Source organism: Oscillochloris sp. ZM17-4 (assembly GCF_019599295.1).
In the GTDB taxonomy this organism is placed as follows: domain Bacteria; phylum Chloroflexota; class Chloroflexia; order Chloroflexales; family Chloroflexaceae; genus Oscillochloris.
This window is the reverse complement of sequence record NZ_JAIEWN010000031.1, coordinates 43280-67737: the sequence shown is the minus strand read 5'-3', so window position 1 is coordinate 67737 and position 24458 is coordinate 43280. Positions and strand designations below refer to the sequence as shown.

Below are 24458 nucleotides of genomic sequence, written 5' to 3'. Positions count from 1 at the left end.
CGGCGATGAGGTGGTGCTGCTGGGCGACCTGCGCGCCCTGGCCCCGCCGCGCAGTCGGCGCTGATCGCACTCCAAATCCGCTTTTTGTTGGGGTTTGGCGGCGAAGCCGCCAAACCCCAACAAAAAATACACCCACCGGGAGGTGATGATGAGCGAGACGTTTCTGACCAAGATCCTGGACCATAAGGCTGAGGAGGTGGCCCGCCAGCGGGCGAAGGTGCCCATGGCGGCGCTGGAGGAGCGGATCGCGCGGGCCCCGGCCGCCCGCGACTTCGCCGCATCCCTGCGCCGCCCCGGCGCCACCGCCCTGATCGCCGAGGTGAAGAAGGCCTCGCCGAGCCGCGGCGTGCTGATCGAGGCGTTCGACCACCTGGCCCTGGCCCGCGCCTACATCGGGGGGGGGGCCGCCGCGATCTCTGTGCTCACCGATGTGCGCTTCTTCCAGGGCAGCCTGAAGTATCTGGAGGCCATCCGCCAGCTGCCCGGCGCGCCCCCCGTGCTGCGCAAGGACTTCATCATCGACCCCTACCAGGTCTACGAGGCGCGGGCCTACGGCGCCGACGCCCTGCTGCTGATCGTGGCCGCCCTCGATGATGCGCAGCTGCGCGACCTGCTGGCGCTGACGTGGGAGCTGGGCATGCAGGCGCTGGTCGAGGTCCACGACGAGGGCGAGCTGGCGCGGGCGCTGGCGATCGGCGCGCCGGTGGTCGGCGTGAACAACCGCGACCTGCACAGCTTCCAGATCAGCCTGGAGACAACGGCCCGGCTGGCCCGGCTGCTCCCCGCAGGCGAGGGCCGCCCGGCGCTGGTGAGCGAGAGCGGCATCTTCACGCCCGCGCACGTGGCCCAGGTGCGCGCCCTCGGCGCCGACGCCGTGCTGGTGGGCGAGTCCCTGGTGACATCGCCGGACATTCTGTCCCAGGTGCGGGCATTGGCGACGGCGTAAATAAGATTGCAGATTGCAGATTGCAGATTTTGGATTGCAGATTACCGTGTATGGCGTTCCAACTGGTATAAGATTGCAGATTGCCGAACTGGTGTGCCAGTTCGGCAATCTGCAATCTGCAATCGGCAATCGGCAATCTATAGTCGCCCTACGGCCTGCCGAAGACCTGGGTCCAGTAGTGCTGGTAGCCCCAGCTGCCGCCGGGGAAGGTGTCGTCGGCCTGGCGGTAGTAGCCGACGCCGATCTCGGTGTAGGCGCAGCGGAGGATGTTGTCGCGGTGCCCGCCGCTGCTCATCCAGCTGCTCATCACTGCGGCGGAGGTCTTTTGTCCAGCTGCGACATTCTCACCCAAGAGCGACCAGCTGTAGCCGGCGGCGGTGGCGCGCTGGCTGAGGGTGGCCCGGCTGGGGTCGGGGTTGGTGTGGCTGACAAAGTCGTAGACAGCCATATCCCGGCTCTGGCCCTGGGCGGCGGCCACAAGATGATCATTCACGGTCAGCGGGGCGCACCCGGCGGCGGCGCGCTCGCTGTTCACCAGGGCCACCACCGCCAGAGCCATCGCTTCCTCCTCCGGGGTCTGGATGCTCAGTGGCGCCTTGGCGATGAGCGGCAGGTAGACCGTAGACCCTGCGGCGAGCGGGCTCTCGGCGTGGGATCGGGGGCTGGCGCTAAGGGCGAGTGCGCTGAGGGCGGCGATGATGATCATTGGGCCGGGGTGCCTCATAGTTTCCCCTATCCTTGCGTGTGTGTCAGGTGCGCTCAGGATAGCATGGTGATCTTACCCCTACAGCTCCTTGCGCATCAGCTCGGTGGGCAGGGCGACCCGGTCGAGGATGGGCGGCGTGCGGGAGACGACGCGGTAGCCAAGGCGCAGGTAGAGGCGGCGGGCGGGCTCGTTGCCGACGACGACGCGCAGCAGGGCGGAGCGGGCGCCCAGATGGCGGGCCGCACCCTCGATCTGCGTCATCATCGCCGCGCCGACCCCGCGCCCGCGGGCGGGCTCATCGACCACGACGCTGTAGATGTAGCACTCGCCGGGGCGGAGGCTGACGTCGCTGGTGAGCGAGGCGCGCAGGGCGCTGAGCACCAGGCGCAGGGTGTCGCCGAGGCCGATCGTGGCGATGGCGACGCGCAGCGAGCCGGGGGGGAGCGCGGCATCTGCCGGGCCGCTGGCCCGGCGCAGGCTGGCGCTGCCCACGATCGTGCCGGAGTTGGCGGCCACGTAGCGCCCGCCGCCCGCCGATAGCTCATTGGCGAGGACGTGCTGGAGCAGCTGCGCCTGGCCGGATCGCGCGCCGCGCAGCACGCCGGGCGCCTCGGTGTGGTAGAGCTGCACCAGCAGATCGGCGACGGCCCCGGCATCCTCTGGGGCCGCCGGCCGCAGGGTGATGGTGTTCGCTATCATCAGCCTGACGTAAGGGCGCAGCAGCGCCGCGCTGCTGCGCCCTTACACTAGTGCTTGTAGGTGGCCAGGACCGCCCCGGACTCCACCGTGACGCCCTCTTTGACAAGGACATCGGCGATGGTGCCATCGTGGGGCGCGGTGATCTCATTCTCCATCTTCATGGCCTCGATGATGAAGAGCACCTGCCCGGCCGTCACCTCCTGGCCTGCGGCGACGCGCACCGCCGCCAGGCGCCCCTGGATCGGGCTGCTCACGCCGTCGACCTTAGCATCGGACGCCTTGCCCGAGCTGCGGCCGGCGCGGGCGCGGCGCGGCTCCTGGGCGGCGGGCTGCCGCGGGCCGGCGGAGGGCAGGTCGCCGAAGAGGCGCACCCCGAAGCGCTTGCCGTTCACCTCGACGGTCAGGCTGCGTGGCTCGGCGGGCGCATCGGCGGCGGATGGCTTGGGCGGGGGCGGGGCGAAGGCGCGGGCGGACTCCAGCAGCTCGGGGTGCTGGCCGATGAAGTTCACGCTCAGCTCGCCCTCGACGAAGGTCGGGTGGGCCATCGCCGCCTGGTGGAAGGGGATGGTCGTGATCACCCCGCCGATCTCGTAGTCGGCCAGGGCCCGGCGCATGCGGGCGATCGCCTCGGGGCGGGTCTCGGCCCATGTGATGAGCTTGGCGAGCAGCGAGTCGTAGAACTGCGGGATGGCGTAGTTCGCGCGCACGCCGCTGTCCACCCGCACGCCCAGGCCGGTCGGCTCGCGGTAGCCGCCGATGGTGCCGAGGGCCGGGCGGAAGTTCGCCAGCGAGTCCTCGGCGTTGATCCGGCACTCGATGGCGTGGCCGCGCGGCGTCAGGTCGGCCTGGCTCAGCCAGAGCACCTCGCCCTGGGCGATGCGCAGCTGGGCCTTGACCAGATCGATGCCGTAGACCATCTCGGTGACGGTGTGCTCGACCTGGATGCGGGTGTTCATCTCAAGGAAGTAGTAGCGGCCATCCTCGAAGAGGAACTCCAGGGTGCCGGCGCCCACATAGCCGACCGAGGAGGCCAGGCGCACGGCGGAGGCGCACATCTCGGCGCGCAGATGGGGCGAGAGCGCCGGCGAGGGGCACTCCTCGATCAGCTTCTGGTGCCGCCGCTGCACCGAGCAGTCGCGCTCGCCCACGGCCACCGCGTTGCCGTGGGTGTCGGCGAGGATCTGGATCTCGATGTGGCGCGGGTTGGTCAGGTACTTCTCAACGTAGAGATCGGTGTTCTTAAAGGCGCTCTCAGCCTCGCGGCGGGCGCTGGCGAAGGCGTCGGCGATCTCGCCGGGAACATTCACCACGCGCAGGCCGCGCCCGCCGCCGCCGCCCACCGCCTTGATCGCGATCGGGTAGCCGTAGGCGTCGCCCAGGCGGCGGATCTCATCGAGCGACTCGAGCGGCTCCAGGGTGCCGGGCACCAGTGGGACGCCGGCGTCGGTGGCCTCGCGGCGGGCGGCCGTCTTGCCGCCCATGCGCTCCATGGCCTCGGGGGGCGGGCCGATGAAGACCATGCCGGCGGCGGCCACGGCGCGGGCGAAGTCGGCGTTCTCGGCTAGGAAGCCGTAGCCGGGGTGGATGGCCCCGGCCCCGGCGGCGCGTGCCACCTCGATGATCCGTGGGATGTTCAGGTAGCTCTCGGACGAGGGGGCTGGCCCGAGCAGGTAGGCGGCGTCGGCGTAGGAAACGTGGGGCGCCTCGCGGTCGGCCTCGGAGTAGACGGCGACGCTGCGCAGGCCCAGCTCGCGGCAGGCGCGCATCACCCGCAGCGCGATCTCGCCGCGGTTTGCGATCAGTACGGTGTCGAACATAGCGACCTTGCTTCTATTTCAGAGCGACGGAAACGGTAGGCGGGTTCTAGGGCGCAACCCTCAGAATAGGAGACAGAGATACATCGGCCCTCACCCTGGCTCGAAGGCCAGGACATCGATCCGCGAGCGCCGCAGCTCCACCCAGTCGCCGGCGACGACGCGCGCCGCGCCGATCGCGGCGGCCATATCCTCGGCGGTGAGGCTGGTGCGCAGGCCGACCACGCCCACCCCGGCGTCGATCGTCAGCTCGGCGTAGAGGGTCTGGTAGGGCAGCTGCGCGCCGCCCTGCTCCCAGGCCGCGACCTCCTTCACCCGACCGAGGAGCGTGGGCGCGGTGCTGGCGCGGCCCTGCGCCCAGCCGGGCTCAGGCTCCAGGCCGGCGCGCTGCGGCGGCGCCTGGATGCGCAGCGCGCTGAGCGCGAAGACCAGCCGGGCCACCCCGGCCCGCCCGACGGCGGACGCATCCACCCGGTGGTGCCGGTCGACCACGCCGAGCAGCAGGCCCTCGGGGGTGATCGCGCCGGGGCCGGGCGGCGCGGTGGGGCGCAGCACGATCAGCGGCAGGTAGCGCCGGCCGTCCGGGTGCGGCCGGCCCGGCACCAGCCGCTCGAAGACGCAGGGCAGATTCAACGTATCGATCAGCGGAAAGCGCACGCGCTAAAACCTACTCTATATATTTGGTTGACGTTGCCAGCTTCGCTGGCAACGTCAACCAAATATATAATCATCCCGGGGGCCTTCGGCCCCCAAACCTCCGCCAGGGATGGTGCTAAGCTCGTCCAGCGCCGCCTGGGAGCGCCGCTCGTTCAGCGCCTCGACGAACTGGCGCGGCCGGGCCGGGCTAATGATCAGCGGCGGGCTGCCGGCGCGGGCCACCGACACTAGCCGCGAGCGGTCCGTGGCGAGGAAGAAGGTCTCGCCATAGGGCTCCAGGTGGAAGGGGCCGAGGTAGCCGAAGACACCGGGGTTGAAGGCGAAGCGCAGCCCGCGCCGGGGCACATCGGCGAGGACGGTGGCCGCCGAGGCCCCGGTGATCATGTCGAGCGGGATGCGCAGGGGCCGCCACCAGCGCCGCCGCACCACCAGGGTGTCGTCCTCGATCAGGTAGGCGCCGGGCTGGAAGGCGTAGCTGAGCAGCAGGAAGAGGGCCAGGGGCAGCGCCAGCGCCGGCGGGATGAGTAGGCCGCCCCAGCGCAGGTTGGCCAGGTAGGCGAAGAGCAGCGGCAGCATCAGCAGGCCGCCCAGGTAGGCCAGCCCGACCGTGATCCTTCGCGCGTACTCATCGAGCGGCGCGACCTCAAAGCGCATTGCGAGATCCTTACCCTATTGGTGTACTGTCTCTCATCTTATTATACCCACAGGCTCATTATAATCGTTCTTGTCCTGGTCTTTTCTCCAGGATCGAAGGAGACGCCTATGAGTGCAGCGAGCTTCCTGCCCCTTCTTCCCGCCTCTCCCGAGCGCTTCGCATGGCGCGGCCACCAGATCGCCACCTACCGCGCCGGGGCCGGACGGCCTATCCTGCTCGTCCACAGCATCAACGCGGCCGCCTCGGCCTTCGAGATGCGCGGCCCCTTCGCGGCGCTCCAGGGCGACGGCGAGGTTCACGCGATGGACCTGCTGGGCTACGGCAACTCCGACCGACCGGCCCGCCGCTACGCTGCGGAGGACTACATCGACCAGATCGGCGCGCAGCTGGCCCGCATCGGCGCGCCCACCGCCGTGGTGGCCAGCTCGCTCGGGGCCGCCTACGCCGTGGCCGCCGCCGACCGCTGGCCCGAGCGGGTGCGCTCCCTCGTGCTCGCCTGCCCGGTGGGCATCTCGCAGCTCGCCAGGCCGGCCGGCCCGGTCGCGTGGGCGATCTACCGCATCCTGCGCGGCCCTGTCGGGCGGCAGATCTTCCGCTGGCTCACCAGCGAGTCCGGCACGCGCTACTTTCTCAACCGCCAGGCCTACCACGACCCGGCCAGCGTCACGCCCGAGACGCTGGCTGGCTTCTACACGTCGGCGCAGCGCCCGGGGGGCTACTACGCCCCGATCTGCTTCCTGACCGGGCTGCTCAACTGCGATATCGCCGCCGCCTTCGCGCGGCTGCGCCAGCCCACCCTGATCATCTGGGGCAAGCAGGCCACCACCACCCCGCCGCAGAAGGCCGCCGACTTCCTCAACGCCAACCCGCGCGCCCGCCTCAAGGTGATCGACGGCGCCGGGATGCTGGTGCAGGACGAGCGCCCCGCCGAGTTCGCCCTCCTCGCCCGCGACTTCATCGCCGGGTAGGGGCGAGGGTTTCCAAGGGAGGGTTGCCCTCCCTTGGCCCTCCCAGGTATAGTATAGGTATGCCACGCCCCGAGCCAACAACCTGCGCCAGCTGCGGCCGGCCCCTCGACGGCGGCTACTACACGCTGGTCGACCGGCCCGACCGCTACTGTCCGGGCTGCATCGCCACCCGGCCGCGCTGCGCCACCTGCGGGGCGCCCCTTGGCGACCAGCACTGGCGCCTGCACGACGGGCGGCTCCAGTGCGCCGGCTGCCACGCCACCGCCGTCTACGACCCGCCCGAGGCGAAGCGGATCTACGCCGAGACGGTGGCCGGCGTCGTCAGCCAGTTCGGCATGGGCCTGAATGTCGGCGTGGCGTTCCGTATGGTGGACGCGCCGACGATGGAGGGTATCCGCGCGCAGGGCGGCGATATCCCGCCCGAGGGCCACAGCACCCTCGGGCTCTACCACCGCGCCGGGCACCTGCGCACGATCTACATGCTCTACGGACTGCCGAAGCTCGGCTTCCGCACCACCGTGGCCCACGAGTACGCCCACGCCTGGCAGGGCGAGCGCTGCCCCCTGCTGCGCGACGAGGAGCTGCGCGAGGGCTTCGCCGAGTGGGTGGCCTACCATCACCTGCGCTGGATCGGCTGCGACCTGGCCGCCCAGCGTATGCTCAACGCGCCGCACCCCTACCGCCCCGCCCTCGAGCGGCTCCTTGGCCTTGAGCTGCGCCTCGGCGCCCCGGGCGTGATCGAGCATATTAAGCGCGCCGAGTAGGGGGGCGCAGCATGCTGCGCCCCCCAGCGCCCCTCCTAGCGATAGACGAGTGGCATGAAGGTGCGCAGCAGGCCGACGCTCAGGGCCGAATTCATGCTCAGCGCATCGCCGTTCGGGTTCGTCAGGCTCAGGCTGTAGGTGCCGGGCGGCGTCGTGGCGGGCAGCGTGAGCATAATCTCCGTGCCGCTCACCACGACCGCGCTTGACGATACGGTCTTCTTGGCGCTGTCAAGCACCGTGACGACCGTCCCGCTCTCAAAGCCGGCCCCGCTGATCGTCATAGTGCCGCCGGTGCCGTAGCTGAGCTGCGGCGGCATGATCGCCGTGATGCTCAGCGGCACAGCCTTCTGGAGCAGGCTGGTGGCGATCTGCCAGCTGGTGCTGACCTGGGTCGTGTCCTGGATAAACGCGAAGTGGTGTGGCCCCGCGCGCAGCGGGACGCGGAGAGTCAGGTTGGCGCTATTCACCCTGGCCGCCGCCTTTGTCTGCGGCGTGCCGCCGTCGATGATCACCTGGCCGTTGCCGGAGGCCAGGGTGAGCGTTACCGTATAGACCCCGTCCTCCGGCGCGGTCAGCGTGATCGCCGAGTTGATCCCCTCCCCGCGGGCCACGCCGCTCCAGGTGAGCGGGATCGTCCCCACGCCCGAGATCTCCACCGCGTAGCTCATCGGCGCGCTATTGCCGGCGGCCGCGCTCACCCGCAGCAGGCTGGTGCCCTCGGGGAGGCTGCTCGTCGCCCAGAGCACCTCGCCCTTATAGACGGCGGCCGCGCTGAAGCTCGGCGTGGCGGCGTCGGCCTCAAAGATTTCGACCCGCAGCGAGTCGTTGGGGCCGCCGTCGGTGGCGGTGACCCGGATGTTGATCGGGGTCGTGGCGGCGAGCTGAATGGGCAGGCTCTCGTCGCCAAAGTCGTTGCCAGCCCCGCCCAAGAGCGCCCCGGATCGCGCGTAGGGCAGCGTGTCGACCGCTGCCTTCGCCGCCTCGATCGTCACGCTCCAAGCGGTGCTCCCCGCGCCCTCCTGCGTGATCTCGAGCGTGTGGGTGCCCGCCGGCACATAGGCGCTGAACGTCACCCCCGCCGTCGTCACCACCTTGCGAAGGTACGTGTCGTTGAGGCTGATCTGATAGCGGCCGCTCTCCGCGCCGAGCGTGAAGGTGTAGAGCCCGGCGGTGGCGAAGGATGCCCGCGCCGTCGATCTGGTCTGGCTGGAGCCGAAGGAGATGCCACTCCAGCTCAGCTTGGGCGTGAAGAGGTCGCTCACCGTCAGGCTATAGCCCAGCGGCGCGCTATTGCCCGCCTTCGTGACGATGTGCAGCGCGTTCGCCCCGGCCCCGAGGGCGCTGCTCACCCAGACCACCTCGCCGCCGGCGACATCGCTGCTGGTGAGCACCTTCGCGCCGCCGGTGTAGAGCTCGACCTGGAAGGTGTCGATCGCCGCGCCGATGGCGGCGATGCGGATATTCACCGTGTGGGCGGCGGCGGTCTGGATGGGCACCCACTCCTCGACGAAGGCGCCGTCGCCGGTGCTGCCGCCGAGCATCGAGGCGCTCTCTGTGGAGGGGAGGCTATCGATCGCGCCTGCGGCGACCATCTGCACGCTCCATCTGGTGGACACGCCGGCGCTTGAGTCGGAGACGATCTGGAAGCTGTGGTTGCCCGCCGACAGGTAGTAGGTGCTATCGCTGGCGCTCGGCAGGCTGCCGCTCACCACCGTCTTGCGCAGGTAGTCCCCATCGATCACCAGCTGGTAGGCGCCGCTGTCTGCGCCCAGGGTGAATGTGTAGAGCCCCGCCGCCGGGGCGACAAACTGCCCGTCCGAGCTGCTGGTCTGCGCGGCAGCCCCGATCACCACGCCAGACCAGCTGTCCGACGCGGCGCTGGGTGCCGCGACGGTGCCCCGCGCGTAGGCGCTCAGGTCGAAGCTCAGGCTCGCCCCGCTCGTCTGCACGCGCAGACTCGCCCCGGCCGGTAGGCTCGCGAATCCCCAGATCGTCTCGCCACTGCGGGCGACCCAGCTCTTCAGCGACTTGGCGGACGAGTCGAGCAGCGTTAGCGTGACGGTGTCGCTGGCGACCCCGCCGCTCACCGCGAGGCGCAGGTTCGTCGGGCCGCTCTCAGAGAGCGGCACCGTACGGCTGGGCACGCCAGCGTCGAGGGTGCCGCTAAAGGTGATGATTGCGGCGCCGGGCTCGGCGCCTCGGGCGGGCGTTATCAGTGCGGGGACGACGATGACGGCGGCAATGAATAGCAGCGCAGCGAGCAGGCGCCTGGATGGGGTGGCGAGTGACATGCGGCCTTCCTCCTCAGTTATTAAAACCCATTAACCAGTATATGCACACGGCAGCTGATTATGAAGTGAGAAGATAGTCCCGCCTCTCCTACGCATCTGTATACAGGGATGCAAGGGCAGCTTCATCTCCCACAAGAATCATCATGGCTGGGCACGGGCGATTTCGCCCATACCCAGCCATAGCAAGATCACGACCACCACAGCAAGAATCAGGTCAGCAAGATCATGTCCACTGGGGCGGGCGCTTCTCCAGGAAGGCGCAGATCCCCTCCTGCGCGTCGGCGAGGCTGGCGTTGGACGCCATCACGTCCCTGGTGTAGGCGTAGGCCTCGTGCTGCGGCATGCTCAGCTGGCGGTAGAACGCCTGCTTGCCCAGCCCCACCACCGTGGCGCTCGCGGAGAGGATCTTCTCGGCCAGGGCGTGCGTGGTCGACACCAGCTCGTCGGCGGCGACCACCCGGTTTACCAGGCCGGCCTCGCGGGCCGCCTCGGCCGAGATCAGCTCGCCGGTGAGCAGCATCTCCAGGGCCAGCTTCGCCGGCACCGCCCGGCTCAGCGCCACCATCGGCGTCGAGCAGAACAGCCCGATCTTCACCCCCGGCGTGGCGAATCGCGCGCTCCCCGCGGCGACCACCATGTCGCAGGTGGCGACCAGCTGGCAGCCCGCCGCCGTGGCCACGCCGTGTACCTGGGCGATCACCGGCTGCGGGATGGACTGGATCGTCTCCATCAGCTCGGTGCAGACCCCGAACAGCTGGCTGTAGAACTCGGGCTCCTGCCCCGTCATCTCGCTCAGGTCGTGGCCGGCGCAGAAGGCCGGGCCGTTGCCGCTGAGGATCACCGCGCCCACGCCCAGGTCCGCGCCGATCGCCCTGAAGCAGGCCAGCAGCTCCTGCATGTGCTCAAGCGAGAGGGCGTTGCGCCGCTGCGGCCGGTTCATCGTCACGAGGGCCAGCCGGCCCTCGCGCTCCACCAGGATGTGCTGGTACGCCTGTGTACCTACGGTCATCGAGGCCTCCTTCGGCTTATTCTGCAATCTGCAATCTGCAATCTGCAATCTGTGTAGGGATGGTACAATCGCAGCGCGGTTCTGGCAAATGCCGATGCGCTCCTCGCTGTACCCTGTACGCTGTGCCCTGTACCCTAACGCCATGCACATCCTCTGGCTCGACCCATTCCACGGCGGCTCGCACGCGGCGGTGTCCGCCGGCTACGCCGCCCACAGCCTGCATCAGGTGACGCTGCTCAGCCTGCCGATCGACGGCGGCTGGCGCTGGCGCATGCGCGGCGGCGCGGTGAGCCTGGCCCGCCTCGCCCGCGAGCTCGGCGCGCGGCCCGACCTGATCGTCGCCAGCGATATGCTCGACCTGGCCACCTTCCGCGCCCTCACGGCGGATCAGCTCGCCGGCGTGCCCGCCGCCATCTACTTCCACGAGAACCAGCTCACCTACCCGCTGCCGCCGGGCCGCAAGCGCGACCTTAGCCTCGCCTGGGTCAACTACACCTCGGCCCTGGCCGCCGACGCGGTGATCTTCAACTCGGCATTCCACCGGCGCGCCTTCCTGGCGGCCCTGCCCGATCTGCTCGGCCGCTACCACGACTACCAGGAGCTCCAGACGGTGGCCGAGGTCGCCGCGAAGGCCCATGTGTTGCCGCCGGGGGTGGATCTGGCCGGGCTGGAGGGGCCGCCGGAGGGCGACGGCGGGCCGCCGGTGATCCTCTGGAGCTCGCGCTGGGAGTACGACAAGCAGCCCGAGGCGTTCTTCGCCGGGCTGGATGCGCTGGAGCGGCGCGGGGCCGACTTCCGCCTGATCGTCGCCGGCGAGCATATCGACCCGAACGCGCCCGCCTTCGCCGAGGCCCGCGCGCGCTGGGCCGCCCGCAGCATTCACTGGGGCTACGCCGCGAGCCGCCAGGCCTACGCCCGGCTCCTGCGCCGCGCCGATGTGCTGGTCAGCACCGCCATCCAGGAGTTCTTCGGCATCGGCGTGGTGGAGGCCATGTTCTGCGGCTGCGCGCCCATCCTGCCGCGCCGGCTGAACTACCCCGACCTCATCCCCGCGCCGCTTCACGCCGATCACCTCTACGACGACGCGGGCGGTATGGCCGACCTGCTCGCGGCCGCCCTGGCCCGCGCCGGCGCCGGCCGCGACACCTGGCGGGCCCTGGCCGTGCCCTACGCATGGCCCGCCCTCGCCCCGCGCTACGATGCGCTGCTCGCTACGGTGGCCAGGCGCTAGCCGCGTGAGAGGAACAGTTTGTATACCCGAGGGTTAAAAAATCGTAATAACATAGTACTACTAATTATAGTACTATAGAATATAGTCATATCGTCTGGCTCCGCCGCCTACACGACCAAGGCCACGATGCCAGAACTCATCGCAGAGCTGCCTGCACATTACTGCAGGCAGCTTCTTCTATTATTCGCCCGTCTGACAGCCAGGCTCAGCTCACATCACAATGACGCTGGAGGTGACAATGGATGCCTTGACCGAGATCATCCTCACCGATCTTCGTTACCTGATCGCAGATCTGGGGGCAGATGGCGGGCTGACCAGCCCGGCGATCTACGACACCGCCCAGGTCATCCGTCATAGCCCTCCGGAAGAGGGGGTCTGGCCGGCCATCGACTGGCTGCTCTCCCAGCAGCACGCAGATGGGGGATGGGGCTCGCCGGCGATGCCCATGGCCCGCGATGTGCCGACGCTGGCGGCCATCTTGGCCCTCAACACCCACTGCACGCGGCGCGACGCCCGCAACGCGATCCAGCACGGGCTGGCCTTCATTCGCCTTCAGGCGCACCACTGGAGCGGCGAGGTCCCGAATGATATCCCCATCGCCACCGAGATGATCCTGCCAAAGCTTCTTCAGGAGGCTGCCAGCGTTGGCCTTGAGATATCGTCAGCATCCGTCTACACGCCACTCCGCAACATTGGCGCGCGCCGCGCCAAGCTGATTGCCCAGCTGAACCCCCAGGGCGGCACCACGGCGAGCCATTCCTGGGAGGCGTGGGGCACAAAGCCCGACATAGGAATGCTCGACGAATCGGGCGGGGTGGGCCACAGCCCGGCCGCCACCGCCGCCTGGATCGCCGCCGCCACCGATGATCCCCACCTCGCCCCACAGCGCGCTGCCGCCCATGCCTTTTTGGTGCGTGCGGAAGCGGCAACGGGCCTGAGTATCCCAGGGATCGTCCCCGTCGTGTGGCCCTACCCGCGCAACGAACAGGTCGTCAGCCTATTTGGCCTGTTTCTGGGCGGCCTGTTCGACGAGCCCGCCCTGCACACCCCGCTTAGCGAACAGATCGCCGACCTCTGGCGCAGCCTGCGCCCCGAGGGCCAGGGCATCAGCGACTGGTTCACCGCCGATGGCGACATTACGGCGATGAGCCTCGCCATTACGAGGGCAGGCGGCTACTGCCCCGACAGCGCCGTCCTGCAGCGCTATATCGTCGGTGGCCGCTGCCTGACCTACCGCCAGGAGCTGCAGCACTCGCTCTCGGCCACGGCCCACGCCGCTCACGCCCTGGCCATCCTTGGCGGCGACCCGCACCCGCTCCTGAACTATCTCTGCGACCAGCGCACGGCCGATGGCATCTGGATGGGCGATAAGTGGCACACCTCGTGGACCTACATCACCGGGCATACGATCAGCGCGCTGCTGGCGGCCGGACGTTACGAGGAGGCGCATATGGCCCTTCCCGCACTTTTGGATCATCAGCACTCCGATGGCAGCTGGGGGGTACACGCAGCAAGCGACGAGGAGACCGCCTACATCACGATCGCGCTGCTCGACATGGATCGACACAACCTTCTCGATGATAGCGCTAAGCCTGCACTGCTGCGCGCCAGCCGCTGGCTCCAGATCAACTACCACCCTTTTATCGACCCCCCCGGCGAGTGCTGGATCGGCAAGGAGCTCTATCGCCCGCGCCGGATCGCCCGCGCCCTCTACCTGAGCGCGATGCTCGGCTGTGTACGCCGTGGTTATACACTATGATTATGCTAAAATAACGTTATAAGAGCGGGCGCTACGCGGAGATCGATGCGGAGTGGCATATCTGGGAGCGCGGGCAGATCCTGGGGATAGGCCGGCGCGCGCGGGGGCTGATACCCTGCCAACGGCAACGGCGAGGAGTTATGAAGGTCTCACAGCGACAAGTCGTGCTCGCATTGCTTGGCATCCTGATCGTCGGCACACTCCTCGCGCTCCTGTATCAGCTCGTTGTGCCCGACACGCTGCTCACGATTATTGGCATGATCGTGGGGCTGCCGGTGCTGATCGGTCTGCTGATCGCCTACTGGCGCGGCTGGGGGCAAGCGCGCTACGCTACGCTCATCGTGATCACCGTGCTGATCGGGCTGACGACCGACGGCGTCTTTCTCACCGACCAGTTCAACACGGCCGCATTTCTGCCGCCGGTGCTGGCCCTGATCGTCGCCGGCCCGCTCTGGGTGGTGGGCAGCGCGCTGGGGCTGCTGGTGATGCTGATCATACGCGCCGGCGGCCAGGGTATCTACGCTGAGCCGGTGGCGATCCTGCTCTACGCCATGTCCGTCGGCGGCATGCTGCTCGCCCGCATGGTCACGAATACCGCGCAGCTGGAGGCTGAGGAGAGCGCAGATCTTGCCCGCCAGGCTCTCTCGCGCAGCGAGGCCCAGGCCCACGAGCTTTCCCAGAAGGCGCAGGAGCTAGAGGCGCAGAACGCGCAGCAGCGCCAGCTGTTCGACCTGGTGAATACGCTGGAGACGCCGGCCGTCTCGCTCGCCGACGGGGTGCTGCTCGCCCCGATCGTCGGCCATCTCGACAGTAGGCGTGCAGGGGATCTCACACGGCGTCTGCTGAATGATGTCAGCACCCAGGGCGCGCACCTGGTTATTCTCGATATCGCTGGGGTGCAGACGGTTGACACCGCTGTGGCGCAGTCGCTCCTGCGGGCCATCCAGGCGGTGCGTCTGCTCGGCTGTGAGGTGACGGTCACCGGGATCTCCGCCTCGGTGGCGGCGACGATGACTCAGCTCGGCATCAATATGGCCGGGGTGCGTACGGCGCGCACGCCGCAAGAGGTGATGGGCAGCGATCTGCTGGCCGCCCCGAGGCCAGCGCGTACCTAGCGTCTGGGTTTTGACGCACGACAACCGAGCACAGCGCGCTGTGCTCGGTCGTCGTGCGTCTCCAGGGTGACACCGTCTCCCGCGCTGAGCGCGCTAGGCGGTGCGCGTGCCGCAGCTGGGGCAGAACATCGCGGTGGCCGGCATCTGGAACCCGCAGCTCGCGCATGCCTTCAGGCCGGCGGCGGGCGGCGCGGCGGGCGGCGCGGCGGGCGGCGTATCGTACGCGATCGGCACCTGCTGCGAGGGCGCGACCCCCGCCGGCGTCATCGGCTCCTCAAACACATCGTTCTGCGACACCTTCAGCTCCTCCTCCTTCATCACCAGCGTCGAGCGCAGCTGGTCGACGGCAGCGGCAAGCTCGGTGATCGAGGGCGCGCTGATCTGCCCCGCGCGCTGGAGGTCGTAGGCCCGCTGGCCAAGCTCCATCAGCTTCATGTCAACCTGGCGGCGGAACTCGTTCACCTCGCCCTGGAGTCGCGTCGTCTTCTGAAACTTATCGGCCTCAAACTTTGCCCGATCCACACCCTGGGTGAGGGTCTTGCTGATCTGATCGAGAAAACCCATCGGGAACCTCCTTCGAAGCTGCATATCTGCCGACGGCTATGACGATACGAAAGGAGCGCAGGATGCAACAGGTATTGTAGCACATGAGGCCTACGACAGGCCGTCGTAAGTCACCCCGCAGATCGCTACAGAAGTACTATGGACGCGACAGGGCACGATACGTACTATGGTAAAGACAGGCGCAACCTGATATCTACGTCGAAAGGACCTGTCGTGACTCAGCCCCCCCGCGAAACCACCAGCCACGACGCTGTAGCGCAGCTCATCACGATGCTTGAGATGCGGCGATCTGAGCTTCCCTTCGCCGATGAAGAGCTGGCCAGGCACCGGGCACTCCGCAGCGCCCTTGAGGAGCAGGACGCGCTCGGCGAGCAGTCCCTGGCCGAGTGGCGGCAGGCGCTCTCGCAGCGCTGGCGCGCCGAGGTGATCGGCCAGCGCGCCTACATCGCCATTCAGCAACAGATCTCCAGCTACTTCGGCAACGACGCCCTCTATCTCCAGCTGGTTGCCCCCTCGCAGCCGGCCAGCGCGCTGACGGCCGGCAATCTGCTGTCCGACATGCGCCGGCTGGAGGCGTCGCTGGCCCTGCTCCGCCCGCGGCCGCCGTTCGCCGAGGAGAGCCTGGCGCAGCTGCGCGAGGCGGGCGACCGCCTGTCCGCCGCGATCGAGTGGAGCGAGCACTGTGAGGCCGAGCGCCGGCGCGCGCTGATCGAGCAGCGCCTCGCCGCCAACCTCTACGAGCGGGTCTGTCAGAAGACGCGCCGGCTGATGGCGGCCCACACAAGGGGTGAACTGGCCGCGTGAGCGGTTCGCTGCGCCCCTAGAATCCCTCAAGGTGTTGCAAAAACGCGCCAGCTTCGCTGGCGCGTTTTTGCAACACCTTGAGGTTTTTTACACCAGCGCCGACTGGCTGGCCAGGCCGGCCCGCAGCGCCATCACGCGGGCGGTGTTGCCGCGCTCCTCGCCGAGGGTGGCCAGATGATGCTTCTTCTGGGCCAGCTCGGCGCAGGCGGCGTAGAACAGGCGGGAGGCCCGGCTGCGGGCGCGGGCCGTGAGCTGCGCGCGGATCGAGCAGGCCGTGCGGTACTGCTCTGCGCTGATCACCCCCAGCTCAACCTCCTCGCGCAGGTAGGTGAGCATCCAGCGCCGCTCGCGGAAGATCGCCCAGATCACCAGGCCGAGCGCCATCGCCCAGCCCGTCCAGTCGACCAGCAGGGTGGCCAGCAGGCCGCCGAGCCCGAGGCTCGACCCGAGGATGGTGGCCATAGTGTTGTGCAGGGCGTGCAGGAAGACGGCGACGCACCAGCCGAGCACCGGCGCGATGATCTTGATCGCCCAGCCGCGCCGCAGCCGCGCGACGGCCAGGCCGATCCCGATGAACGAGGTGTAGACGGCGTGGCCCCAGCCGCCCAGCAGCACCCGCAGCACAAACAGCACCGCCAGGCCGGATGCGCCATCGGTGGCGTAGCCCTGGAAGTAGAGGTAGAGCACATTCTCGGTGGCGGCGAAGCCGAGGGCGGTGATCGCCGCGTAGACGATCCCGTCGAGCACCGAGTCGAACTCGTGGGGGAAGATCAGGAAGATCAGCAGCACCGCCGCGCCCTTCAGGCTCTCCTCGACGAGCGGCGCGATCAGGGTGGTGCCGGTGAGCTCGGCCAGGGCCGGGTTCCTGGTGATGATCTCCAGGCTGATCTGGAGCACGTTGGTGGCGATGATCGCGCCGACGGTGGCGATGATCGCGCCCCAGAGGAAGGCGCCGATGAGCAGGCGCAGCGGCTCCTTCTCGAAGCGGTCGAGCCAGTAGACGACCGACGCGTAGAGCAGGGCCGGCCCGAAGCTCAGGGCCACCACGAGGGCGAACACCATCACAGCACCCCTTTCGTACTCGGCACCGCCCCGTCGAGGCGGGGGTCGAGGCGGGTCGCGGCGTCGAAGGCGCGGCCGAAGGCCTTAAAGATCGCCTCGACCTTGTGGTGGTCGTTGCGGCCGTAGAGCACCTGGGCGTGCAGGTTCAGCCGCCCGTGCGTGGCCACGCTCTCCAGCAGGTGGAAGATCAGGTCGGTGCCGAGCTGGCCGACCCGCGGGGTCACGAAGTCGGCCTGAACCACGCAGTAGGGCCGGCCGCCGAGATCCACCGCCACCAGGGCCAGCGCCTCGTCCATCGGGACGAAGCTGTGGGCGGTGCGGACGATCCCGCGGCGCTCGCCGAGGGCCGCGTCGATAGCCTGGCCGAGGCAGATGCAGGTATCCTCGGCGGTGTGGTGCTCGTCGATGTGCAGGTCGCCCTGCGCCCGCACCTCCAGGTCGAACATGCCATGCTTCGCCCAGAGGGTCAGCATGTGGTCGAGGAATCCGACGCCGGTGTGGACATCGGCCCGGCCCGCGCCGTCGATGCGCAGGCTCAGGCTGATCGCGGTCTCGCCGGTGGTGCGGCTGATCGTGGCGGTGCGTTCCATAATCCTATGGCTGAGGGCTGAGGGCTGAAGGCTGAGCTTCAGCCCTCAGCCCTCAGCCCTCAGCCTTTCGATTCTGGCTCCGCTCGCTGGAGAACCCGTCGGGGTAGCGGCGGCGCAGCTTCTCGATATTCTGACCCATCACCTCGCCCAAGCCCACGCCGAGGGCGTCGCATGCGAGGGCGGCGTACCAGAGCACGTCGCCGAGCTCCTTGCGCAGCTCGGCCTCATCGAGCGTGTGGCCGTGAAACTCGGCCTTCTTCAGGGTGTCGGCGAACTCGCCGGCCTCGCCGCAGAGGCCGAGGGCGGCGTTGAGCAGGCGTTCGCGGCGCGGGCGGCCGGGGGCCTCGGTGCGCAGGGCTAGGCGCTGGTACTCGTCGGCGTCCATATGCTCCTTTGTAGGGGACAGGGGACAGGGGACAGGGGACAGTTCAGCATCTAAATCTAGCGGTTATGTGAGTGCAAATGGTGCGAATCCTGTCCCCTGTCCCCTGTCCCCTGTCCCCTCTGAACTACCGCATCACCGGCGGCGCGTAGTCCACCCGCGGGTGGTAGATGCTCTGCAGGCTGGTCACAAAAGCCTGCTTGATCAGCGAGAGCTCGCGCATCGTCAGGGGCGACTCATCGAGCTCGCCCTCGCGGACGCGGGCGTTGATGATCGACTGGACGAGCTCGTCGAGGGCCTGGGCGCCGTTGCTCGCGCCGCCGGCGGGCGTGTCGCCGTGGGACCCGGAGGCGAGGAGCTTGCCGTTCTGGGCCTTGGAGCGCACCGTGGCCTCCACCGAGTCGGCCAGCATGAGGATGCCCTGCTCGCGGGTCTGCGGGCGCGGGCCGGGGTAGCGGAAGTCGCGCTGGTCGACCGTGTCCTGGAGCTGGAGTGCCTGCTGGTAGAAGTGGCGGATGAGCCCGGTGCCGTGGTGGGTGGCGATGAAGTCGATGATCTGCTGGGGCAGGCCGGCGGCCTTCGCCATCTTCACGCCCTCGCGGACGTGGTCGACGATGATCTGGGCGCTCGTCTGCGGGTCCAGGTCGTTGTGGACATTCTCGCGGCCCATCTGGTTATCGGTGAAGAAGTAGGGCCGGATGGTCTTGCCGATATCGTGGTAGTAGGCGGCCACGCGCAGCAGCAGGGCGTCGGCGCTGATCGCCTCGGCGGCGGCCTCGGCCAGGTTGCCGACGGCCACGCTGTGGTAGTAGGTGCCGGGGGCCTCGCGGATGAGCTTGCGCAGCAGCGGGCGCGAGGGGTGGGCCAGCTCCATAAGCTGGAGCGGCGTCACCTGGCCGGCGGCGCGGCTCACCAGGTTGAACACGCCGAGCGAGAGGATGGTGGAGAGGGCGCCGTTCATGGCGGCGAAGAGCGATATGCTGATCGCCAGCGCGCTCAGGTCGCCCGGCCGGATCGTCGGCTGGTCCATCAGCCAGAAGGCCACCTGGGCGACCGCCACCGTCACGCCGACGCCGACGCCGGCGAGCACAAACGAGATCATGTGCTCGGCGTTGCGGACGATGAAGATCGCCACGGTGCAGCTGGCGAGCAGCGTGATCGCCAGGGGCAGGGCGTTATCCTGCATGACGCCGAGGGTGAGGCAGAGCAGGGCCGAGACGGCCAGCCCGAGGCGACCGTTGAAGACCACGGCGAGGATGATCGCCAGGCTGGCCAGCGGCCAGAGGTAGGCGTTCTCGCCGGCGAGGGGCAGGATGATCCGGGTGGCGATCAGGGCCGAGTCGATCAGGCAGACGACCACAAGGAGCGATCGCGGGCGGACGGCCAGGTCGCGCTGGAAGGCCATGCTATAGCCAATAAAGCCGGCGGCCAGCAGGGCGGCGATCAGGCCGCGCCCGGCGATGCCCAGCCAGCTCAGGGCCAGCGGCATCGCGCCGGTCTGCTGAAGCTTCTCGATCGTCTCGGGGCGGACGATCTCGCCGACGCGCACGATGCTCTCGCCGGCGAGGACGCGCACCTGCTGGGGCGGCACCTTGTCGTGGGCGCTCTGGCGGCGGGCGGCGGTGGCCTGCTCATCGAGGGTGCGGTTGACCAGGAGGAAGGACTGGGTGAAGAAGAGGGCCAGGTCGCGCTGGGTGGGCGAGAGGCTGGTGGTGGCGAGCCAGTAGCTGAGCCAGCGCTCGTTGAGGTCGATCAGGGCCTGCTCATCGATCGCGTAGTCGTAGCGGTTCAGGGCGCGGTTGTAGAGGTTGTTGATCTCCTGGCGCAGCAGATTCCAGCCATCGTCGTCGAGGGTGAGGATGAGGTCGGCGCGCTCCTCGGTGAGCTTCACCGAGGCGTTCGGCAGGGCGGCGAGCTTGGCGAGCCGGTCGAGCCGGCTGAGCGAGGGGTCGCTGCGCACGCTGCCGATCGTGTCGAGCAGCGCGTTCAGGGCGGTGCGCTGCTTGATCGGGATCTGCGGGTCGTAGAGGTAGACCAGGTTCTCGGGGCTATTCTCGGCCTGGGCCTGGCGCTCGGCGGTGAGCACATCGCTGACATAGGTGGCGTCGTGGGTGGCGACGATGCTCTGCGGGCTGGGCTGCCCGACCTCAAGGCGGCCGTACTCGCCGGGGAGGCTCAGGGTGAGCGCGGCCCAGATCCCGACCATAAGCAGGAGCCCCTCCAGGCCAAGCGCCAGCGGCGCGCGCCGGGAGAGGGCGACGATCGGGCGGAGCGGACGCACAGATGGGAGGCTGGCGAGCCAGCGGCGCAGCGTTGAGTTCATTCGTTATACGCTGCCGTGGGGTGTGTCCACGAGAGCGATAGGCGTGCGGCTCCGCGGCCGGCGCGAGGTCACACGCGGGTGCAGTGCCCCCTAGCTGCCTGCGAGCAACTCACGTGCCACCTGGCTGAGCAGGCGGCCCTCGGCGCGGCCCTTGAATCGCTCCATGAGGGCGGGCATGAGCTTGCCCATGCTGGAGGGGCCGCTGAGGCCGAGCTCGGCGATCAGATCTGCCACGGCGGGGCGCAGCTCCTCGACGCTCATCTGCCTGGGCAGGTAGGCCTCCAGGATGGCCGCCTCGGCCTCCTCCTGGCCGGCCAGGTCCTCGCGGGATGCCTTGTGGTAGATCTCGGCGGCGTCGCGCCGGCGCTTGATCTCCTTGGCGATCACCGCCTCGGCGGCCGCCTGGTCGAGGGCGACGTGGGCGTCGGCCGAGATCGCGGACAGGGCGGCGTCGCGGGCCTCGGCGTCGTGGGCGTGCTGGGCCTCGATCGCGCGGGCGGCGGCGTCGTAGCGCTGCTTGGCCGCCTCTAGCTGGGCGGACTGGAGGGCGGCGCGGGTGGTGCGGATCACAACGACGCGGGCCTTGTCGCCCGCGCGCATGGCGTCTTTCATGTCGGCGACGAGCCGATCTTGTATTGACATGGGGTGCCTCTTTCGTTTCATGATCTGTATGTATTCGTGCGTGGCGGCGAAGCCGCCACGCACGAATACATACAGGTTATACCAAGCGCGGCAATCTGCAATCCAAAATCTGCAATCTGAAATGGTATTACAGCCGCACCTGGCGCGGGTAGACCCGCAGCTTCTCGGCGGTGATGATCGCGCGGATCTGCCCGGCCGCCTCCTCAAGCCGCGACTCGTGGTTGACCACGACGTAGTCGAAGTGGCGGGCCTGCTCCAGCTCCTCGGCGGCGAGCGCCAGGCGGCCCTCGATCTCGTCGGGGCTCTCGGTGCGGCGCAGGGTCAGGCGGCGCCTGAGCTCATCGAGCGAGGCCGGGGCCAGGAAGATGAACACCGCCTCGGGCGCGATCTGCTTCACCGTCGCGGCGCCGTCCACATTGATCCGCAGGATCACGTCGCGCCCGCTCTCCATGGCCTGGCGCACCTCAAACTTCGGGATGCCCTTATACTGTCCGTAGACATCGGCCCACTCCAGCAGCTCGTCGTCGCGGATCATCTGCTCGAAGCGCTCGGCGCTCACGAAGTGGTAGTCGAACCCGTCGATCTCGCCGGGGCGCTTGGGCCGGCTGTTGGCCGTGACCACAAAGTGGAACGGGAACCCCAGCTCGCGCATGCGCATCAGCACCGAGTCTTTGCCCACGCCCGACGGCCCCGAGATGACGACGAGCAGCGGCGTGGGCGGCTTTCCCTCTAGCAGCGGATTGAGCGACCTCGACATAGGATCCTTAGTATGGTAGGGGGCGCCCACATTGGGGTGCCCTTACGGGTAGCCATGTACTTCGACGCACTGACCATCGCGGCGGTGGCCGACGAGCTGCGCGAGACGATCCTCGGCGGGCGCATCCAGCGGGTGCTCCAGACGGGGCCGCTCAGCATCGGCCTGGAGATCTACAGCCGCGGGCAGCGCCACCAGCTGCTCGCCTCGGCCCACCCGCAGCTCGCCCGCGTCCACCTGGTGCGCGCACGGCTCACCCGCGGGGTTGAGCAGGACACCCCGCTGCTCCTGCTGATGCGCAAGTATCTGCTCGGCGGCCAGGTGGTGGGCGTGGAGCAGCCGGCCCTGGAGCGCATCCTTCTGCTTAGTATAGCCAAACGGGCGGAGACTCGCAACAAGAGCAGGTGGCAGGCGGCAGGTGGCGGGAGGCAGGTGGCAGATGGCGGGGAGCAGATGGCAGATGGCGATGAGGATCTGGACGAGGAATTGGAGATTTTTGAGGATGACGATGGGGTTGCGGATCTCTCGGAGGTCGATCCTGCCTCCTCCCTCCTGCCTCCTGCCTCCTACTTGCGCTGCGACCTGATCATCGAGCCGATGGATCGGCGCAGCAACATCATCCTGGTGGACGACAACAACCTGGTGCTGGAGAGCGTGAAGCGGGTGACGCCGCGCATGAGCCACCGGGTGATCATGCCGCGCCAGGTGTACGAGCTGCCGCCGGCCCAGGAGAAGCGCGACCCGACGCGGGCGACGGGCGAGGGGCTGGCGGCGATGGCCGAGCTGTTCTCGGGCGACCTGGGCAAGGCGATCGTGGCGAGCTACCGGGGCGTCTCGCCGCAGGTGGCCCGCGAGGCGATCTTCCGCGCCCTGGGGCAGCCGACGGCGCGCATGGACGCGGCGCTGCCCTGGTACAGCCTGGCCGCCCGCCTGCGCGAGCTGTTCACCGCGCCATGGCAGCCGTCGCTGGCGGCCGGCCCCGGCGGCCCTGCGGCCTACGCGCCCTACCTGCTGGGCCACCTGCCCGACGTGCGCCCGCAGGAGAGCGTCAGCGCGGCCCTGGAGGCCTTCTACGCCGCCCGCGAGGAGCTGACCGGCCACACCCAGCGCCGCGACGCGCTGGCCCAGCAGCTCGGCGCGGCCCGTGAGCGACTGGCCCGCCAGCGCGACCAGATCGGCGGCGAGCTGCGCAAGGCCGGCGAGCTGGAGGCGCTGCGCTGGGAGGGCGAGATGATCTTCGCCTTCATGCACGAGCTGCGCCCCGGACAGGCCGAGCTGACGGTGGAGGGGCGCAGCATCGCCCTCGACCCGCGGCGCAGCCCGGTCGAGCAGGCCCAGGAGCGATTCAAGGCCTACGACAAGTCCAAGAGCGCCCTGGCCGGCCTGCCCGAGCGCCTGGCCGCCGTCGCGGCCCGCGTCGCCGGCGTCGAGGAGCTGGCCGCCCTGCTGATGATCGGCGGCGACGACTACGACCAGATCGAGCAGATCGCCCTGGAGGCCGAGGAGCTGGGCTACCTGCGCGAGCACCCCGACCCAGCCACGGCCAAGCGGCGGCGCAAGGCCAGCAAGGCCCGCCCCATCCAGCTGGTCTCAAGCGACGGCTTTGGCATCGCCGTGGGCCGCAGCGCCCGCCAGAACGAGGAGGTCACCTTCCGCATCGGGCGGCCGGACGACATCTGGCTGCACGCGCGCACCATCCACGGCGCCCACGTGATCGTGCGCAGCGGCGGGCGCGAGGTGCCCGAGCAGACCCTGGCCGAGGCGGCGGGGCTGGCCGCCCACTTCAGCCAGGCCGGCGGCGAGGCGGCGGTCGAGATCGACATCTGCCGGCGGGCGCTGGTGCGCAAGGTGGTGGGCGGGCCGCCCGGCCTCGTCACCTACCGCGCCGAGCGCACCCTGCGCGCCGCCCCGCGCCGCCCCTGGTAGGGATTCTTTCTTTATGTTGGGGTTGGGCGGCGAAGCCGCCCAACCCCAACATAAAGCCAGCGTGGGGCGGTTTCACCGCCCCACGCCCTCACCGGGCGGGACGAAAACCGCGCGGGCGGCCCATAGGGCCGCCCGCGCGGTGGAATAAGAGGTGAATAAGAGCTAGTGGGGGAACCCGTTGATCAGCCTGTCGTACCAGACCTGGCTGATCGTCTGGCCGACCATTCCGATGATCGCGACGCAGACGACCATGATCAGCACCAGGATCAGGCCGTACTCGACAAGGCCCTGGCCCGTCGCGACTGTGTAGAGCGCAGAGCGCAGAGCGGCCAGCCAACGATGAACGGCTGCGGCGATAGGATGTAGGTGGCGTAACGTCCGCCGCATAGGAGTCTCCTTTCTGGGAGGTTGTGTAAAGTGGACGTTATCATGTACTATATGACTCATGTGCAAACCCGCATATAGTACTGTGGTACTTGCAGCAGCATATACTTACGATGCCCGCCCGTAGGCGCGACGCAATTAAGGAGACTCTATGTTCAGCCGCCGGAATGAGCCTGACGAGCCGGATCCGCAGGATCCGATCTGGAAGCGGCAGGCCGCAAATATTGTCGAGACCCAGCTCGCGCGCTACCCGCTGCTAGTGCAGCTGCGCGCGGTGTGGCGGCAGCTCCAGGACGAGCGCGAGATCTGGCCCTACCTCATCCCGCTGCTGGCCGTGGTCTTCATCGGCACCTACCGCGCCGAGCGGAGAAAGCATCACTGAGGCACTGAGACGCTGAGGCGTTGAGCTACTG

24 protein-coding genes are annotated in these 24458 nt (G+C 68.8%); 9 read left to right on the top strand and 15 right to left on the bottom strand.

The genetic code is table 11. From position 1 onward, the window contains the following. The first annotated feature begins 148 nt into the window (after window positions 1-148). On the top strand, window positions 149-946 hold the full coding sequence (gene trpC, locus K2Z83_RS19630) for an indole-3-glycerol phosphate synthase TrpC (protein WP_370650220.1): 798 nt from the start codon (window positions 149-151) through the stop codon (window positions 944-946). Window positions 947-1094: 148 nt separating this feature from the next. On the opposite strand, the gene K2Z83_RS19625 is transcribed toward trpC, so the two are convergent. The 5 genes from K2Z83_RS19625 to K2Z83_RS19605 form a co-directional block, all read right to left on the bottom strand. Further along, window positions 1095-1670 carry a CAP domain-containing protein gene (locus K2Z83_RS19625; protein WP_220596881.1) on the bottom strand — a complete coding sequence of 192 codons (576 nt, stop codon included), beginning with the start codon at window positions 1668-1670 and terminating at the stop codon, window positions 1095-1097. 60 nt (window positions 1671-1730) lie between these two features. Next, entirely contained in the window at window positions 1731-2351 is a 621-nt protein-coding gene (locus K2Z83_RS19620) for a GNAT family N-acetyltransferase (protein ID WP_220596880.1), read from the bottom strand. A 47-nt stretch (window positions 2352-2398) separates the two neighbouring features. After that, window positions 2399-4168, bottom strand: a complete 1770-nt coding sequence (accC, locus tag K2Z83_RS19615) for an acetyl-CoA carboxylase biotin carboxylase subunit (protein WP_220596879.1) — start codon at window positions 4166-4168, stop codon at window positions 2399-2401. A 90-nt stretch (window positions 4169-4258) separates the two neighbouring features. Next, entirely contained in the window at window positions 4259-4822 is a 564-nt protein-coding gene (locus K2Z83_RS19610; protein WP_220596878.1) for a hypothetical protein, read from the bottom strand. A 54-nt stretch (window positions 4823-4876) separates the two neighbouring features. Further along, a complete protein-coding gene (locus K2Z83_RS19605) occupies window positions 4877-5476 on the bottom strand; it encodes a PH domain-containing protein (protein ID WP_220596877.1) in 600 nt (199 codons plus the stop codon). A gap of 108 nt (window positions 5477-5584) precedes the next feature. Between K2Z83_RS19605 and K2Z83_RS19600 the strand changes: the two genes are divergently transcribed. Then, window positions 5585-6445 carry an alpha/beta fold hydrolase gene (locus K2Z83_RS19600; protein WP_220596876.1) on the top strand — a complete coding sequence of 287 codons (861 nt, stop codon included), beginning with the start codon at window positions 5585-5587 and terminating at the stop codon, window positions 6443-6445. 59 nt (window positions 6446-6504) lie between these two features. Then, complete coding sequence (locus K2Z83_RS19595) at window positions 6505-7209, top strand: protein DA1 (RefSeq protein ID WP_220596875.1); 705 nt, start codon at window positions 6505-6507, stop codon at window positions 7207-7209. Window positions 7210-7244: 35 nt separating this feature from the next. On the opposite strand, the gene K2Z83_RS19590 is transcribed toward K2Z83_RS19595, so the two are convergent. Together K2Z83_RS19590 and K2Z83_RS19585 are read right to left on the bottom strand one after the other, a co-directional pair. Further along, complete coding sequence (locus K2Z83_RS19590) at window positions 7245-9500, bottom strand: IPT/TIG domain-containing protein (RefSeq protein WP_220596874.1); 2256 nt, start codon at window positions 9498-9500, stop codon at window positions 7245-7247. A 223-nt stretch (window positions 9501-9723) separates the two neighbouring features. Next, the gene (locus K2Z83_RS19585; protein ID WP_220596873.1) at window positions 9724-10509 is read right to left on the bottom strand and encodes an enoyl-CoA hydratase; all 786 of its coding nucleotides are present in this window, start codon (window positions 10507-10509) and stop codon (window positions 9724-9726) included. A 142-nt stretch (window positions 10510-10651) separates the two neighbouring features. Here K2Z83_RS19585 and K2Z83_RS19580 point away from each other — a divergent pair, with 142 nt between their 5' ends. The 3 genes from K2Z83_RS19580 to K2Z83_RS19570 all read left to right on the top strand — a co-directional run bounded on the left by K2Z83_RS19580 (window position 10652) and on the right by K2Z83_RS19570 (window position 14614). Beyond that, window positions 10652-11740: a DUF3524 domain-containing protein gene (locus K2Z83_RS19580; protein ID WP_220596872.1), complete on the top strand. Its 1089-nt coding sequence runs from the start codon at window positions 10652-10654 to the stop codon at window positions 11738-11740. 238 nt (window positions 11741-11978) lie between these two features. Continuing rightward, window positions 11979-13499 (top strand): prenyltransferase/squalene oxidase repeat-containing protein, encoded by a 1521-nt coding sequence (locus tag K2Z83_RS19575; RefSeq protein WP_220596871.1) that lies wholly within the window; start codon window positions 11979-11981, stop codon window positions 13497-13499. 140 nt (window positions 13500-13639) lie between these two features. Next, window positions 13640-14614 carry an STAS domain-containing protein gene (locus tag K2Z83_RS19570; protein WP_220596870.1) on the top strand — a complete coding sequence of 325 codons (975 nt, stop codon included), beginning with the start codon at window positions 13640-13642 and terminating at the stop codon, window positions 14612-14614. Window positions 14615-14707: 93 nt separating this feature from the next. Here the strand turns inward: K2Z83_RS19570 and K2Z83_RS19565 are convergent, their stop codons facing one another. Continuing rightward, a complete protein-coding gene (locus K2Z83_RS19565; RefSeq protein WP_220596869.1) occupies window positions 14708-15178 on the bottom strand; it encodes a zinc ribbon domain-containing protein in 471 nt (156 codons plus the stop codon). A gap of 213 nt (window positions 15179-15391) precedes the next feature. On the opposite strand from K2Z83_RS19565, the gene K2Z83_RS19560 reads away from it, so the two are divergent. After that, on the top strand, window positions 15392-15982 hold the full coding sequence (locus K2Z83_RS19560) for a hypothetical protein (protein ID WP_220596868.1): 591 nt from the start codon (window positions 15392-15394) through the stop codon (window positions 15980-15982). A gap of 87 nt (window positions 15983-16069) precedes the next feature. On the opposite strand, the gene K2Z83_RS19555 is transcribed toward K2Z83_RS19560, so the two are convergent. The 6 genes from K2Z83_RS19555 to K2Z83_RS19530 all read right to left on the bottom strand — a co-directional run bounded on the left by K2Z83_RS19555 (window position 16070) and on the right by K2Z83_RS19530 (window position 21738). Further along, on the bottom strand, window positions 16070-17044 hold the full coding sequence (locus K2Z83_RS19555; protein ID WP_220596867.1) for a PrsW family intramembrane metalloprotease: 975 nt from the start codon (window positions 17042-17044) through the stop codon (window positions 16070-16072). After that, window positions 17044-17634, bottom strand: coding sequence for an imidazoleglycerol-phosphate dehydratase HisB (hisB, locus tag K2Z83_RS19550; protein WP_220596866.1), 591 nt, complete (start codon window positions 17632-17634; stop codon window positions 17044-17046). The genes K2Z83_RS19555 and hisB overlap by 1 nt, the downstream gene beginning before the upstream one ends. A gap of 52 nt (window positions 17635-17686) precedes the next feature. Further along, a complete protein-coding gene (locus K2Z83_RS19545; RefSeq protein ID WP_220596865.1) occupies window positions 17687-18019 on the bottom strand; it encodes a nucleoside triphosphate pyrophosphohydrolase family protein in 333 nt (110 codons plus the stop codon). Between the two features lie 124 nt (window positions 18020-18143). Beyond that, window positions 18144-20339 carry an HD family phosphohydrolase gene (locus K2Z83_RS19540; protein ID WP_220596864.1) on the bottom strand — a complete coding sequence of 732 codons (2196 nt, stop codon included), beginning with the start codon at window positions 20337-20339 and terminating at the stop codon, window positions 18144-18146. Window positions 20340-20429: 90 nt separating this feature from the next. Further along, window positions 20430-20981 carry a GatB/YqeY domain-containing protein gene (locus tag K2Z83_RS19535; RefSeq protein WP_220596863.1) on the bottom strand — a complete coding sequence of 184 codons (552 nt, stop codon included), beginning with the start codon at window positions 20979-20981 and terminating at the stop codon, window positions 20430-20432. Between the two features lie 127 nt (window positions 20982-21108). Further along, the gene (locus K2Z83_RS19530; RefSeq protein WP_220596862.1) at window positions 21109-21738 is read right to left on the bottom strand and encodes a guanylate kinase; all 630 of its coding nucleotides are present in this window, start codon (window positions 21736-21738) and stop codon (window positions 21109-21111) included. A 54-nt stretch (window positions 21739-21792) separates the two neighbouring features. On the opposite strand from K2Z83_RS19530, the gene K2Z83_RS19525 reads away from it, so the two are divergent. Next, a complete protein-coding gene (locus K2Z83_RS19525; protein WP_220596861.1) occupies window positions 21793-23661 on the top strand; it encodes an NFACT family protein in 1869 nt (622 codons plus the stop codon). 162 nt (window positions 23662-23823) lie between these two features. Here the strand turns inward: K2Z83_RS19525 and K2Z83_RS19520 are convergent, their stop codons facing one another. Further along, window positions 23824-24048: a Flp family type IVb pilin gene (locus K2Z83_RS19520; protein ID WP_255604283.1), complete on the bottom strand. Its 225-nt coding sequence runs from the start codon at window positions 24046-24048 to the stop codon at window positions 23824-23826. A gap of 148 nt (window positions 24049-24196) precedes the next feature. On the opposite strand from K2Z83_RS19520, the gene K2Z83_RS19515 reads away from it, so the two are divergent. Beyond that, window positions 24197-24427 (top strand): hypothetical protein, encoded by a 231-nt coding sequence (locus tag K2Z83_RS19515; protein WP_220596860.1) that lies wholly within the window; start codon window positions 24197-24199, stop codon window positions 24425-24427. Window positions 24428-24458 lie beyond the last annotated feature (31 nt).

Excerpts from the sequence above, each read along its gene's own strand:
- trpC (WP_370650220.1), top strand. The coding sequence starts at position 149 with ATGAGCGAGACGTTTCTGACCAAGATCCTGGACCATAAGGCTGAGGAG.
- K2Z83_RS19625 (WP_220596881.1), bottom strand. The coding sequence starts at position 1,670 with ATGAGGCACCCCGGCCCAATGATCATCATCGCCGCCCTCAGCGCACTC.
- K2Z83_RS19620 (WP_220596880.1), bottom strand. The coding sequence starts at position 2,351 with ATGATAGCGAACACCATCACCCTGCGGCCGGCGGCCCCAGAGGATGCC.
- accC (WP_220596879.1), bottom strand. The coding sequence starts at position 4,168 with ATGTTCGACACCGTACTGATCGCAAACCGCGGCGAGATCGCGCTGCGG.
- K2Z83_RS19605 (WP_220596877.1), bottom strand. The coding sequence starts at position 5,476 with ATGCGCTTTGAGGTCGCGCCGCTCGATGAGTACGCGCGAAGGATCACG.
- K2Z83_RS19600 (WP_220596876.1), top strand. The coding sequence starts at position 5,585 with ATGAGTGCAGCGAGCTTCCTGCCCCTTCTTCCCGCCTCTCCCGAGCGC.
- K2Z83_RS19595 (WP_220596875.1), top strand. The coding sequence starts at position 6,505 with ATGCCACGCCCCGAGCCAACAACCTGCGCCAGCTGCGGCCGGCCCCTC.
- K2Z83_RS19590 (WP_220596874.1), bottom strand. The coding sequence starts at position 9,500 with ATGTCACTCGCCACCCCATCCAGGCGCCTGCTCGCTGCGCTGCTATTC.
- K2Z83_RS19585 (WP_220596873.1), bottom strand. The coding sequence starts at position 10,509 with ATGACCGTAGGTACACAGGCGTACCAGCACATCCTGGTGGAGCGCGAG.
- K2Z83_RS19580 (WP_220596872.1), top strand. The coding sequence starts at position 10,652 with ATGCACATCCTCTGGCTCGACCCATTCCACGGCGGCTCGCACGCGGCG.
- K2Z83_RS19575 (WP_220596871.1), top strand. The coding sequence starts at position 11,979 with ATGGATGCCTTGACCGAGATCATCCTCACCGATCTTCGTTACCTGATC.
- K2Z83_RS19570 (WP_220596870.1), top strand. The coding sequence starts at position 13,640 with ATGAAGGTCTCACAGCGACAAGTCGTGCTCGCATTGCTTGGCATCCTG.
- K2Z83_RS19565 (WP_220596869.1), bottom strand. The coding sequence starts at position 15,178 with ATGGGTTTTCTCGATCAGATCAGCAAGACCCTCACCCAGGGTGTGGAT.
- K2Z83_RS19555 (WP_220596867.1), bottom strand. The coding sequence starts at position 17,044 with ATGGTGTTCGCCCTCGTGGTGGCCCTGAGCTTCGGGCCGGCCCTGCTC.
- hisB (WP_220596866.1), bottom strand. The coding sequence starts at position 17,634 with ATGGAACGCACCGCCACGATCAGCCGCACCACCGGCGAGACCGCGATC.
- K2Z83_RS19545 (WP_220596865.1), bottom strand. The coding sequence starts at position 18,019 with ATGGACGCCGACGAGTACCAGCGCCTAGCCCTGCGCACCGAGGCCCCC.
- K2Z83_RS19540 (WP_220596864.1), bottom strand. The coding sequence starts at position 20,339 with ATGAACTCAACGCTGCGCCGCTGGCTCGCCAGCCTCCCATCTGTGCGT.
- K2Z83_RS19535 (WP_220596863.1), bottom strand. The coding sequence starts at position 20,981 with ATGTCAATACAAGATCGGCTCGTCGCCGACATGAAAGACGCCATGCGC.
- K2Z83_RS19530 (WP_220596862.1), bottom strand. The coding sequence starts at position 21,738 with ATGTCGAGGTCGCTCAATCCGCTGCTAGAGGGAAAGCCGCCCACGCCG.
- K2Z83_RS19525 (WP_220596861.1), top strand. The coding sequence starts at position 21,793 with ATGTACTTCGACGCACTGACCATCGCGGCGGTGGCCGACGAGCTGCGC.
- K2Z83_RS19520 (WP_255604283.1), bottom strand. The coding sequence starts at position 24,048 with ATGCGGCGGACGTTACGCCACCTACATCCTATCGCCGCAGCCGTTCAT.
- K2Z83_RS19515 (WP_220596860.1), top strand. The coding sequence starts at position 24,197 with ATGTTCAGCCGCCGGAATGAGCCTGACGAGCCGGATCCGCAGGATCCG.